The sequence below is a fragment of the Plantibacter elymi (nom. nud.) genome (assembly GCF_900177795.1).
Taxonomy (GTDB): domain Bacteria; phylum Actinomycetota; class Actinomycetes; order Actinomycetales; family Microbacteriaceae; genus Plantibacter; species Plantibacter elymi.
In genome coordinates this window covers 688,372-700,799 of the sequence record NZ_FXWJ01000001.1, presented here as the reverse complement: position 1 = coordinate 700,799, position 12,428 = coordinate 688,372, and the positions used below count along the sequence as shown (strand labels likewise).

Here is a 12,428-nt window from a genome sequence, read left to right as displayed (position 1 = left end):
CGTCGATCGTGCCAGACCATCCGACAGACCTCGTCGGCTGCAGCTCAACGCAGGCGACCGCCGGTGAACGCGCTCGCGGCCGCGGACACGGTGTCGAGCGGGGTATCGATCGCGACCTCGCCGATCTGGAACCCGAGCTTGCCGAGCATGGAGAACGACCGCGGCGGGAGGGTCGTCGTGACGCCCGGTGACTGCGCAGTGAGACCAGGCACGAGCCGGAAGGTCAGGATCCGCCACTTGCCGCGTGAGCGGATCGAGACGCGCTCGATCGCTCCCCACGGGAGGAAGACCTCGCCCTGCGGGATGCTCCCACGAAGGCCGTCGGCGTCGAGCGTCAGCACCGTGCTAGCCACCGACTGCGCTCCGCGGACCGTCGCGAACTGCACCACCGCGAACAGCATGAACCAGGAGACGACGCTGAAGGACACCCCGGCCAGCATGCCGAGGGCGAATCCGCCGGAGGCCGTGGTCAGCACGGCGAGGAGCATCCCGAACACCGGGATCAGCGCCGCTGCGATCAACATGAACACGAACGCCGGGCGGGTCGCCCGCTCGGTCCGAACCGGGGCCGATCCGACGACCAGCGGGGGGAAGGACTGCGGCGCACCGTTCATGAGGCCAGTATGCCCGTAGGCGGATCCTGCCGGGACGGTCGCCGGTCGATCGAGCCGCGCGTTCAACACGCGCATCGCGCGGCAGCGGAAGGGCTGCTTCAGTTCGGTGACGGGCGAGCGGTCACTCCGGCACGACGTCCGGCTGACGCCATGCGGCGATGTGTAGGAAGACGCGGGCGAGAGGCACCCGTTCTTCGCGGACCCCGTGCGCGACAGCCGCCACGGCGCTCAGCCCCTCGGGCGTCGCTCGAAGGATGACGGCGCGTCGATCATCCGCGACCTCGTTGCGATGACGACGTATGAAGCCCTTGTCGCAGAGCTGATCGATCAGGTAAGCCGCTCCCGCATGGGACACCTCCAGGGGCTCGGACAACGCTCCCGGACGCACCCCTTCATGGGTGGCGATGTACACGAGGGCGGCTCGTTGGCGGGCGGCCATCCGACCCTGGGTCGCGGCGACGGGCATGTAGGTCACGAGCTTCGCGCCAGCCGTGCTGGCGTCGAGGAGGAGGTCGAGTGGGTCTGCAGCAGACGGATGCGCATCGAGGCCCGTCGTCTGCAGGATCGCGCCGAGTTCGCGCGCGAGCTCTCTGCTGTCGCCCAGCAGCGCGAGCGCTCCTGTCCGCAAGGCTTCGGCTTGCTCGTGCCCGTGACCGGTGAGGACGACCTCGACGACCCGTCCGTCGCGGTCCGATGATCGCGTCGTCACCAGGCCGGCTTCCTTCAGGCGCGCGATGAGACGGGAGATCGCGCGGCGACCGAGTCCGCTGATGTCGGCCAGCGAACGCGTCGTGATGACGGAGTCACGCGCGATCACGATGAGTGCGATGATCTCCTCGATCTCGGCCCAGCGTGTACCGAAGACCTCGTCGACGGCTCTCGTGAGCCGGTCGTTGAACTGCCCGAGCAACTCGATCGCCCGGGCGTGCGCTTCGTCTTGCATCGATCTCTCCTACCAGCGCAATCCAACCAACTCTATCGAGTGGCACCACTGCGTCCGCTGTGGAGGGATCGGGGAACCGGTCGCGCGTTCGCCGTCGAGAGCGAGCGGTCGCATCATGGAGGTGTTCGCGGGTCAGGTCGATGAGGAATCGACCGGCGTGGCTGTGGAGCCGCTACGGACGGCCGCCCTCATTCACCGGAGTCCGCTCGTCGGTCCCGCGAATGACGAAGGCGACGGCGATGAGCGCGAACACTCCGGCGATGAGGTTGATCGTGGCACCGATGCCCGCAAGCGGTCCGGGCGTGCCGTGGGAGAGCGCGAAGGTGGAGAAGTCCCACATGCCGTGCAGCACCATGGCCCAGATGAGCGTGCCGGTCACCCGGCGGAGGATGTAGAACACCGTCCCGGCGATGAAGGCGAACACCACCTGCTGGATAGTGGCTCCGAGCGCCTGACCCGTCGCGTTCAGCAGGTGCATCGCTCCGAACAGGAACGAGGTCAGGAACCACACCCAGCCCTCGCTGAGGCGACTCCGCAAGCCGGTGAGCAGCAGGCCCCGGGTCGTGATCTCCTCGGTGAACCCGACGAGGAGGATGACGAGTGCCGCAGCGAGGAACGCCCCGTCGAACGCGCCCCAGTCCGTCGAGATGAGGTTGAAGACCAGGGCGACCGCCATGAGGATCGGTGCGATGATCGGCCATCGCACGCTCCGATGACGATCGAAGAGTGCCGGGCGCCACCACCCGAGCAGCGTCGTCGTGAGGGCGAGGAGCACCGTGGCGATGATCAGCGAGAGACCAGCCCCGAAGAAGAGGTTGCTTCCACTCGCACCGAGCTCGTCGTACCGGACGCCGGAGACCAGCTGGACGGTGAAGACCACCGCGATGTACCCGAGGTAGATGGCCAAGCCGATCCAGACGCGGGGCCGGACCTTCAGTTCTATGGACATGGGGCGTTCCTTCGACGAGGGTGCGTGCGGGTGGTGATCGCCGGCGTCAGTCGCCGAGCTCTTTCAGGAGGTCGTTGAGCCCGAGGCCTCCGATGTTGAGCGCCTCGAACTCCAGGCTGCTGCCCGTGGTCGTGTCCTGGAGCTCGATGATGCGCACGGTGCCATGGTGACGACGCGATACCTTGAGGTCGCTGCGCTCGATGTGCGCCACCGGATGCAGATGCTTCCAACCACCCACGAGACCGGTCGACGTCCGCCCGAGGACGTAGACCTTGGTCGCGGAGACCGCGAGCACGATGGACGGGTAACTCCCGTGCGACGCACTGTTGGCCCGCTGCGCGATCATCCCACCAGCCACACCCCACGCCGTCTGATTGTTGCCGCCCAGACCGACACCGGCAGCAGCACCCAGGACACCGGACAGCGTCGACCCGCGGGGCATCACCACCGCGACATCGAGGATCTCGTCATCCGGGATGACCGCCTGGGCTCCCTCACGTGCATGCTCTTCTCTGGACATACGGTCGACCTCTTTCATCTGGCCCCGTTTGAGGAGCTCGACAGCTGCTGGCAATAACGTAGCGAAGTTCAGGACAAGACCGAAGGACTTGATTTTCTCCGAGATTGCAGGATCATGTCTCGCCTCGACGACGAGAGGTCGTCAGCCGCCAGGCGATGAACGGTTGCCGAAGGATGTCAAGACCGTTCGGAACTGTCTCGCATCGCGCTATCGTGTTCCCACGCCCGGGTTCACCCGGATCGTGTGGAGGAGACGATGATGGCGAAGCGACCAGCCGGCGTCACGCTGATCGCCGTGCTCACCTGGATCTCAGCAGCCCTCCACATCCTGCTCGGCATCCTGGTCTTGCGGGGCATCCTGTCGGCAGACGGCGTCTCGGACCTCTCGGCGTGGATCGCTATCGGCGTCGGCATCGTGATCTTCTGCGTCAGTGTCGGTCTGTTCAGCGGCAGCAACATCGCTCGGATTCTCGTGACGCTGTCCCTGTTGGCGTCGATCCTCGCGGCCGTCGTCCTCGTGGCGGACGACCCCGCCGGTCCGATCGTCGGTCCGATCATCTCGGCGGCCACAGCCGTGATCGGGATCATCCTGCTGTACACCGGCCGCGCCGGAGACTTCTTCCGATCCTGAACGAGGAGGCACCATGGGTACTGACGAGACGTCGCGCGAACCACTCGACCACGATGCCGACCAGCCCATCGACCGCTCGCGACGAGCATTCCTCAAAGGCATGGGATTGGCGGCCGCGGGCGCCGCGGTCGGCACGCCCGCCGGCATCGGGATCGGTGTGACGGTGAGCGAGGCCGAACGGGCGGCAGCGACGCCGGACTTCGTCGCCTTCGACCCGCGGACGGAGCCCGGCTTCGACCACCTCATCGTCCTGATGGGCGAGAACCGCTCCTTCGACAACCTCCTCGGCTACCTGTACGACCAGGACGACCTCCCAGAGGGAGAGACCTTCGAGGGCCTCAACTTCGGCGAGTACAGCAACCCCTCGCCACTCGGCGGACGCATCTCGGCGCACCCCTACGAAGGGTCCACCGACGAGATCATGCGTCAACCCGACCCGGACCCGGGCGAGGAGTATCCGCACGTCAACAGTCAGCTCTTCAACGTCGTCGACCCCCCGACGAACGGCGACCTCCTCCTGCACCAGATGGAGGCTCCATTCAACGCCCCACCTGCCGGTGCCAAGCCGAACATGCAGGGCTTCGTCAACGATTACGTCGTGAACTTCCTGCGCCTCAAGCGACGACCCGACGAGGTGCCGGACAACCTCGGCAAGGTCATGGGGAGCTTCACCCCAGACATGCTGCCGGTGCTGTCGACCCTCGCCCGGGAGTTCGCCGTCTACGACCATTGGTTCGCCGGTGTCCCGTCGCAGACGTTCTGCAACCGCTCGTTCTTCCACGCGTCGACCTCCCACGGCTTCGTCACCAACCGGCTGAACGGCGACTACGACAAGTGGCTCGACGCCCCTCCGGCACCGACGATCTTCAACCGGCTCGACGACGCGGGTATCCCGTGGAAGATCTACATCGACAAGCTCCAGCTCATCTCGTACACCGGCATGATCCATGCGCCGGTGCTCGAGAAGCATTGGAAGACCGACCATTTCGCGACGATGGAGCAGTTCTACGAGGACGCCAGGGAGGGGAAGCTTCCGGCCTACTCGTTCATCGAGCCGCGCATGACCTACAACCACAACGACTTCCATCCGCCGTTCGGGAACCTTCGCGCCAGTCTGATCGAGGGCCAGCCGGTGTACGACAGCGCGCTCTCCGACGTCCGGGCCGGCGAGGCCCTCGTGAGCGACGTGTACAACGCGGTCCGGCGCAGTTCGAGCACGACGGGATCGAACGCCCTGAACACGCTCCTGCTCATCACCTTCGACGAACACGGCGGGACCTACGACCACGTCCCGCCGCCGATCGCGGTGCCACCGGACGACAGCGGCCCGGGTGAGATGGGGTTCGCGTTCGACCGCCTGGGTGTCCGTGTGCCGGCGATCGCGATCTCCGCCTACACCAAGGCCGGGACGATCATCCACGACGAGATGCACCACGGGGCGGTCATCGCCACGCTCGCCAGACTGCACGGCCTGAAGCCCCTGACCAAACGGGATGCCGGCGCGAACAACCTGTTCAACGCGATCAACCTCGACCGCCCCCGGCATCCCAGCGAATGGCCCCACACGCATCCGCAGTACATCCCGCCGAACCTCGAAGCCGAGCAGTACACCGACGACCACCCGCACAAGGACAAGCCGCTGAGCCCGCCCGCGCAGTCGTTGCTCGGCCTGCTGCTCGCGAAGTTCGGCGAGGTCATGCCAGAGGACGTCCCGACGTTCGCGGACGCCTACCGCTACCTGACCAGGTTCGGTAAGGGCCTGTTCGGAAAGGCCGGTTGACCCCGTGACGATCGAGACCCCTCGACGACGACCAACCACCGTGACCGTCGCGGTCGTCGTGCTCTACCTCGGTGGCATCGCACAGATCGGCCTCGGTGTCGTCTCGATCTTCCTGCGGTACTCGACCGAGGTGCAGGCCGATGGACTGACCCTCGCCGTGACCCTGACCGGCGCCGGGATGGTGCTGTTCGGCCTGTTCATGATCGCCATCGCTTCCGGGGTCGCCCGCGGGAGTTCACTGTCGCGGGCGATCGCCTCGGCCGTCGTGGTCCTGGCCCTCGCGCTCGCCGTCGCCGACCTGGTCGTCGCCGGCGACGGCGACTGGACCGGTGTGGTGGTCCAGTCGGTCGTCGCGGCGGCGGTGCTCCTCCCACTCTGGCTCGGTGGCGGCCGACGCTACTTCGCCGCCCGCTGAGCCACCATGCGTTCCTCATCGCGTCTCGCGATGCGTCGGTGGGCGAACCGGACGATCTCGATGAGCGCGATGGAGACGAGCGAGGTGCCGAGGACGAGGAGCGCGGTCGGGAGCGTCAGTTCGACGAACTGCAGGAAGTCCCGCGCGATCGGGACCGTGTAGACCACGACCAGGGCGACCATCATCACGCCGATGACAGCGCCCTTGAACCGGGTCACGGGGCGGGAGAGGACGACGAGGATCCACAGGCCTATGAGCGTCAGGATGAGCGTCGAGCCGGTCCGGACCTCCGCTTCCGGGACACCGAGCCCTGCCGCGAGGCGCGCATAGGCCGTGATGCCGAGCGTCACCGCCAGGCCGGCGGGCACGGCGAAGCTCAGTGATCGGCGCAGGAAACCGGGGATGTACCGCTGGGCGTTGGGCAGGAGCGCCAGGAAGAACGCCGGGAGTCCGATGGTGAGTCCGTCCGAGATGGACAGCTGCCGTGGGAGGAACGGGAAGGGGAGCATGAGGATGCCGAACACGATCGCCAGGAACGTCGCGTACGCGGTCTTGGTGAGGAACAGCATCGAGACGCGCTCGATGTTCGCGATGACCTGCCGTCCTTCCGCGACGACCGACGGCAGGTGCGAGAACCGACCGTCGAGCAGGATGAGGCGCGCGACGGCCTTCGTCGCGGCCGCGCCCGAGTTCATCGCGATGCCGATGTCGGCCTCTTTGATCGCCAGCGCGTCGTTCACCCCGTCCCCCGTCATCGCGACCGTATGGCCGGCCCTGCGCAGCGCGACGACGATCCGTCGCTTCTGATCCGGTGTGACCCGCCCGAACACGAGGTGCTCGTCGAGCACCCGGAGGAGCGCGTCGTCATCGTCCGGGAGGTTCCGCGCGTCGAAGCCGCTCGGCGCATCGAGGCCGACGTCCCGGGCGATCGCCGCGACCGTCTGCGGGTTGTCGCCCGAGATGATCCGCACGCCGACCTCCTGGGCCGCGAAGTAGGCGAGGGTCTCGGCGGCGTCCGGACGGATGTCCTCCCGGAAGGTCAACAGCGCGACGGGCACGGCGTCATGCGGGACGGTCTCATCGGTGGTGGGCGTTCCGTGGGCGAGGACGAGGGTGCGGCGGCCGGTCGCCGCGAGCCGTTCCGCCTCCGCGGCCAACTCGCGGCGGCCGGCGTCGTCCGTCGTGGCCGGGAAGACCATCTCGGGGCCACCCAGGATCCACATGCCGTCGGGGAACACGACGGCGCTCCACTTGCGAGCGGACGAGAACGCGATCCGATCCGTCGGCGCCACCTCCGGCTGATCGGTGAACCGGGCGGTGAGACTCCGAGCCGTGGCGTTCGCGTCGCTCTGCACGCCGTACCAGGCGAGCACTCGTTCCCAGCCGGCCTGCTCCCGGATCGGGTGGACCGCGTCGAAGACGATGTCGCCCTGCGTGAGCGTGCCGGTCTTGTCGAGGCAGATGAGATCCACCCGGGCGAGCGCCTCGACCGCTGGCAGTTCCTGCACGAGCACCTGTTTGCGGGCGAGTTTCACCGCCCCTGCGGCGAAGGAGATGCTCGTCATGAGCACGAGACCCAACGGCACCATCGCCACGATGGCCGCGATCGTGGCGGTGGCCGCGTCACGCCAGGCCCCGCTCGACGTCGCATCGGACCAGCCCCCGACCGCGTTCATCTGCGCGTTCAGGACCAGGAGGGCGACCGGCCCGACGATCCACGTCACCCATTTCAGGACCCGGTTGATCGACGACCGGAGCTCGGAGGCGATGAGGGAGAAGCGTTTGGCCTCGGTGGAGAGCGAGTTCGCGAAAGAGTCGGCACCCACGCGGTCGACGACCGCGCAGCCCTCCCCCGCGACGACGGTCGAGCCCGACAGGACGCGGTCGTCGACCGACTTCTCGACGGCGTCGGATTCGCCGGTCAACATCGACTCGTCGACCTGCAAGCCGTGCGTCTCCACGACGAGGGCATCGGCGGGCACCTGGTCACCGGCCCGCAGCACGATGAGGTCGTCCATCACGACGTCGCCGACCTCGATGTCCGCTTCGACGCCGTCGCGGAGGACGCGGGCACTCGGCGAGTTGAGCAACGCCAGCCGGTCGAGCGACCGCTTCGCCCGGAACTCCTGGACGCTGCCGATCACGGCGTTGGCGATCGCGCTAAATCCGAAGAGCGCGTCCTGCCACCGGCCGATTGCGAGCAGCACGAGGAAACACGCGAGGATGATGCCGTTGAAGAGCGTGAGCACGTTCGCGCGGACGATGCTCCAGACGCTCCGACTGGTCTCCTGGGTGAACGCGTTCGTGCGCCCGGCCGCGACACGTTCGGCGACCTCGGTGGCACTCAGACCTGTACGCATGCACGCCTCCCGAAGCTGTTCGAACGTGTCTCGAATCGTACTAGGGTGATCGTCACGCGGCAGCGATCACCGCCGCACCCATCGTGCGCCCATCGTCATCAGACGGCTGTCGCCCCAGGAACGGAAAGGCGCACCCGCGATGTACACGATCAGCATGCTGTTCCTGTTCCTGGCCGTCTACGCCTTCCTCGGTTGGATCGCCGAAGTCCTGTACGTCCTCGTGCGGGAGCGGTCCCTGCAGAACCGCGGATTCCTCACCGGGCCGACCGTTCCGATCTACGGGTTCGGGGCGATCGCGCTCATCCTGCTCGTGTACCCGTACGTCAGTAATCCGTTCCTCGTGTTCATCGCGAGCGTGGCCATCACCAGCACGCTCGAGTTCGTCACCCACCTCGTCCTCGACAAGGCGTTCCACATCAAGCTCTGGGACTACAGTCCGCGACGCTTCAATCTCCAGGGGCGGATCTGCCTCGAGAACTCCCTCTTGTTCGGGTTGCTCGGGGTCCTCCTCATCTACGTCATCCACCCGCCGCTCGTGCGCCTCCTGGTCGCGATCCCCCATGACGTCGCGATCGCGGTCGCCTGGGCCCTGATCGGCATCCTCCTGGTCGATGCCGCCCACTCGATCACCACCTTGGCCAAGCTGCGCCCGGTGCTCGCGGAGGTCTCCGGGACCCTCGCCCAGACCCATGACCGCATCGAGCGGGGTGTCATCCAGCTCGAGCAGACCATCGAGGAACGCAGATCCACAGGGGACTTCGCTCGACTCGCCACACTCGGGCGGCTCATGAAGGCCTTCCCGAACGCAAAATCCAGCACCCGCGATCCGAGCACGAAGCCGCACCCCTCGACCTGACCCGGGCTGACCAGAGAACGCAGCGCACCGGCGGCCGCGGACGTCAGCGCGCGGTGAGGCCCGAGCCGTCCGCATCGGCGACGAACGAGGTGGAACCGTAGTCGTCACCGATACTGAACGTGATCTGCGGCGGTCCGGCCGAGCGGGCGAAGGTGGGGCTGTCGACGTCGGTGTCGGTCGAGCGGACCAGGTAGGCGAGCGCGTCACCGACGGGGAGGTCGACCTGTTCGGCACCGTCCTGCATCAGCGTCCAGACGCGGTCGAGCGCGACGTCCGACCAGGAGAACTGCTCGGCCGCCGATTCGGGTTGGATGCTCGCCGCGCCGTCGTTGGTGACCTGGCCATACCGGTACTCCCACCGATCGGTCTTCGTGTCCCCCACGGTGAGTGGCGCCTGGACGATGACGAAGTCGGCGGCGACCGTGATCGACACCACACGGTCATGACCGATCGCCTCCTGGAGCGCCCGTTGCGCCTCCGCGAGCGCCTCCGGACGACGGAGGTCGGGTCGGAGGCGTCCGTCCTCGAGGGCCACGATCGCCTGCGCGACGGACTGGTGGTACGGCACGACCACGATGGCCGCTGCCGCGATGGCGACGATCGCGAACAGGGCGATGCGGCCGGGACGACCGGCCCGGCCGACGCCGAGCAACGGTCCGCGTCGCCGTCCGTCGACGATGCGCCGGTGCGGCTCGACGGGGAGGAACAGAACTGATCCGCGTGGCGGCACACGGAGGCGTGACCGCTCCGCCGGAGCGAGCTCGCCGGCGTCGATGAAGGCTACCTCCGGCCCGCCGTCGAGCAGGATGGCGACATCACGCTCCGTGCCGGGCTGGAACATCGGGATGGCGGTCACCGGGACGACGGTGCGCATCGTACTCGCGAACGCCGCTCCGTGGAGCGGCTGGACGGTCAGGTCGAGTTCGCACAGCGGCTGGTCGTTGATCTGGGTGCCGGTCTGACGCAGGGCGTCGATGCGGGCGACCCCGAGCCGACGAGCGTCCTTGGCCTGCTGGACGGCCTGAGGCGAAGCACCGACGGCGTTCCCCACCGACCGGGCCACGAGCGTGAGCACCGAGGTCATGATGAAGACGGGGAGTGCGACACCGGCGACCGCGTACCCGACGTCGGGAGGGCCGACGGCGATGACGATCACGCCGCCGATCAGAGCACCGAGAGCCGCGAAGGCGATCAGACGAAGCATGCCTTCGACCTTATCGAAGCGCTCGATCCCACCACCGCCGCGGTTCAGCCGGGTCCATCGCTCGCCGCGGCGAGCAACGGCACGACGACGTCGCTGATCGGCGTGGGGATGCCGTGCACGATCCCCCGCCGCTGGATCACCGCGTTGCGGACGTCCCATTCGAGCGGTCGCCCCTGTTCGCGGTCGGCGAGGATCGACGTCCCGCGGTCGACCGGGGCGGTTCGGAACTGGTCGAGGAGCCGTCGAGGTTCGTCGTCGGTCAACTGCGCACCCTCCGCGCGCGCGACGGCCGCGCACTCCTCGAGGTAGCCGAGCATCAAGCGGCCGATGTCGTCGCGCCGGTACATGCCGGATCGGCGTCCGGTCAACGCCATGAGGCCGGCGGCGGCGTTCTGCAGGAGCTTGCGCCAGGCGAGGGTCGTGAAGTCGGTCGAGACCTCGACGGCGCAGCGGGAGCCGCGCAACACGTCCTCGACGACGATGGCACCGGGTGCCTCCGGCAGGGACAGGCGCGGCGGGCTCAGCAGGGTGACCGGACCGCCGAGCTCACGGGTGGCCGGGAACCAGACGACCGCAGGGACGACCGTTCCCGCTCGGACGAGTGGCTCCACCATCTCGCGTTGCTCGACGCCGTTCTGCAGGACGCATACGACCGTCTCCGGGCCGCACAGCGCGGCGAGCCAGTCCGCAGCGGCGGCCGTCTGGGTCGCCTTGACCGCCAGGAAGACGAGGTCCGCGGTGCCCGGAGACTCCGCCGGATCGGTGTGGACCGGCCCGGGGACCGTCAGCGTCTCGTCGTCGACCTGGAGCTGGAGTTCCGGCCGTTTCGACCGCCCCGCGATGAACGGCGTCCGTCCCTGTTCGTGGAGCGCTGCGGCGACCACGGTGCCGATCGCACCCGGCCCGATCACCGCGACGCGGTCGAGTCCCCCGGGCATCATGCCTCGCCCGATCCGGACAGGGCGTCGCGGGTCGCGGCGATGACCGCTTCCGGGAACCGCCGGAGCTGGTCGAGGTCGACCCATTCCTCCGCCGCGTGCAGTCCGCCACCGGCGGGACCGCACACGACGGTCGGGATCCCCGCCGCCTGCCAGAGCGCCGATTCCATCCAGTACGGCGCTCCGACCGCCGCCGGTACGGCCTCCGCGTCCCGGAAGAGCTCTGCCTCGAGGACACCGGCGAACCGCGCAGCCGGCCCATGTTCGTCGGCCTCCCAGGCCTCGCGCTGATGGGTCAGCCGAGCGCCCGTGCGGAGACCAGGCGTCCTCGCGGCGACCGCGTCGAGCATCGTCTGGACCTCAACGAGGGCGTCCTCAGCGCATTCACCCGGCAGGGTGCGTCGCTCGATGACGAGGGTCGCGTCGGCGGCGATCGTGAACGGAGCGCTCCCCGCCCGGACCACCGTCGTGGTGAACGAACCGTGGTCGAGCAACGGGTGCGCCGGTCGCCGATGGAGCTCGTCGTCGGCCCGCTCCACCTCGTGCAGCAGCGCGCCGAGGGCGCGGATCGCATCGACGGCCAGGCCAGGCTGAGAGGAGTGCGCGGCCGTCCCCTGCAGCGTGACCTCGACGACCGCGTACCCCCGGTGCGCCGCTATGCGGTCCAGCCAGGTGGGCTCGGCGATGAGGCACACGTCCGCCGTCACACCACGATCGGCGAGGTGTCGGAGGACGGCAGCGGCCCCCACGCTCGCGTCCTCTTCATCGGCGACGCCGGTGAAGACGACCGTGCCGGGATGGTCCGCCGCGGCGAGTCGCTCCGCGGCGACGATCAGTCCGGCGAGGCCGGACTTCATGTCGCTGGCGCCGCGCCCGAAGAGCTTGCCGTCCGCGATCCGCGGATTGAAGGGGTCGACCATGCCCTCGACCCCGACGGTGTCGAGATGGCCGTTGAACACGACCGTCGGACCCGGCTGCGATCCTGCGTGCACGGCCACGACGCTGACGCGCTGCGGGTCCTCCGGTGCGGGAACGAGGTCGACCACGAAGCCGGCGCCCTCGAGCCGCTGCGCGATCACCGCCGCGATCCGCCCTTCACCGGGAGCCCCTGGGACGAGGCTCGGACTGACGGAGTCGATCGAGATGAGCAGGCGGGCGAGCTCGAGCGCGTCGTCGCCGGGGCTGAGGTCGGACATGCCACGACGATAGCGGGACGGTT

12 protein-coding genes are annotated in these 12,428 nt (G+C 68.3%); 4 read left to right on the top strand and 8 right to left on the bottom strand.

The window, feature by feature from the left end; translation table 11 throughout:
• Positions 1 to 44: 44 nt before the first annotated feature.
• From CCK91_RS03365 to CCK91_RS03350, 4 genes are all read right to left on the bottom strand, one after another.
• Entirely contained in the window at positions 45 to 689 is a 645-nt protein-coding gene (locus CCK91_RS03365) for a hypothetical protein (protein WP_133059922.1), read from the bottom strand.
• A gap of 46 nt (positions 690 to 735) precedes the next feature.
• Positions 736 to 1,557, bottom strand: coding sequence for a MarR family winged helix-turn-helix transcriptional regulator (locus tag CCK91_RS03360; RefSeq protein WP_086472854.1), 822 nt, complete (start codon positions 1,555 to 1,557; stop codon positions 736 to 738).
• Between the two features lie 172 nt (positions 1,558 to 1,729).
• Positions 1,730 to 2,506, bottom strand: coding sequence for a CPBP family intramembrane glutamic endopeptidase (locus CCK91_RS03355; protein WP_242664241.1), 777 nt, complete (start codon positions 2,504 to 2,506; stop codon positions 1,730 to 1,732).
• A gap of 46 nt (positions 2,507 to 2,552) precedes the next feature.
• The gene (locus CCK91_RS03350) at positions 2,553 to 3,026 is read right to left on the bottom strand and encodes a hypothetical protein (protein ID WP_133059921.1); all 474 of its coding nucleotides are present in this window, start codon (positions 3,024 to 3,026) and stop codon (positions 2,553 to 2,555) included.
• Positions 3,027 to 3,284: 258 nt separating this feature from the next.
• Here CCK91_RS03350 and CCK91_RS03345 point away from each other — a divergent pair, with 258 nt between their 5' ends.
• Genes CCK91_RS03345 through CCK91_RS03335 form a run of 3 tightly spaced genes read left to right on the top strand, consistent with a single transcriptional unit; the run spans position 3,285 to position 5,851 of the window.
• The gene (locus tag CCK91_RS03345) at positions 3,285 to 3,656 is read left to right on the top strand and encodes a hypothetical protein (protein ID WP_133059920.1); all 372 of its coding nucleotides are present in this window, start codon (positions 3,285 to 3,287) and stop codon (positions 3,654 to 3,656) included.
• Positions 3,657 to 3,669: 13 nt separating this feature from the next.
• Positions 3,670 to 5,436, top strand: a complete 1,767-nt coding sequence (locus CCK91_RS03340; protein ID WP_086472851.1) for an alkaline phosphatase family protein — start codon at positions 3,670 to 3,672, stop codon at positions 5,434 to 5,436.
• Positions 5,437 to 5,440: 4 nt separating this feature from the next.
• Positions 5,441 to 5,851, top strand: a complete 411-nt coding sequence (locus CCK91_RS03335) for a hypothetical protein (protein ID WP_242664234.1) — start codon at positions 5,441 to 5,443, stop codon at positions 5,849 to 5,851.
• On the opposite strand, the gene CCK91_RS03330 is transcribed toward CCK91_RS03335, so the two are convergent.
• Complete coding sequence (locus CCK91_RS03330; protein ID WP_086472849.1) at positions 5,833 to 8,211, bottom strand: HAD-IC family P-type ATPase; 2,379 nt, start codon at positions 8,209 to 8,211, stop codon at positions 5,833 to 5,835. The two genes, CCK91_RS03335 and CCK91_RS03330, sit on opposite strands and share 19 nt — an antisense overlap.
• A gap of 139 nt (positions 8,212 to 8,350) precedes the next feature.
• On the opposite strand from CCK91_RS03330, the gene CCK91_RS03325 reads away from it, so the two are divergent.
• Positions 8,351 to 9,067: a putative ABC transporter permease gene (locus tag CCK91_RS03325; RefSeq protein ID WP_086472848.1), complete on the top strand. Its 717-nt coding sequence runs from the start codon at positions 8,351 to 8,353 to the stop codon at positions 9,065 to 9,067.
• A 43-nt stretch (positions 9,068 to 9,110) separates the two neighbouring features.
• Here the strand turns inward: CCK91_RS03325 and CCK91_RS03320 are convergent, their stop codons facing one another.
• The 3 genes from CCK91_RS03320 to CCK91_RS03310 are packed head-to-tail and all read right to left on the bottom strand — an operon-like array spanning position 9,111 to position 12,405.
• The gene (locus tag CCK91_RS03320) at positions 9,111 to 10,271 is read right to left on the bottom strand and encodes a hypothetical protein (RefSeq protein ID WP_086472847.1); all 1,161 of its coding nucleotides are present in this window, start codon (positions 10,269 to 10,271) and stop codon (positions 9,111 to 9,113) included.
• A 44-nt stretch (positions 10,272 to 10,315) separates the two neighbouring features.
• Entirely contained in the window at positions 10,316 to 11,209 is an 894-nt protein-coding gene (locus CCK91_RS03315) for an oxidoreductase (RefSeq protein WP_086473143.1), read from the bottom strand.
• Positions 11,209 to 12,405, bottom strand: coding sequence for a M20/M25/M40 family metallo-hydrolase (locus CCK91_RS03310; RefSeq protein ID WP_086472846.1), 1,197 nt, complete (start codon positions 12,403 to 12,405; stop codon positions 11,209 to 11,211). The genes CCK91_RS03315 and CCK91_RS03310 overlap by 1 nt, the downstream gene beginning before the upstream one ends.
• Positions 12,406 to 12,428 lie beyond the last annotated feature (23 nt).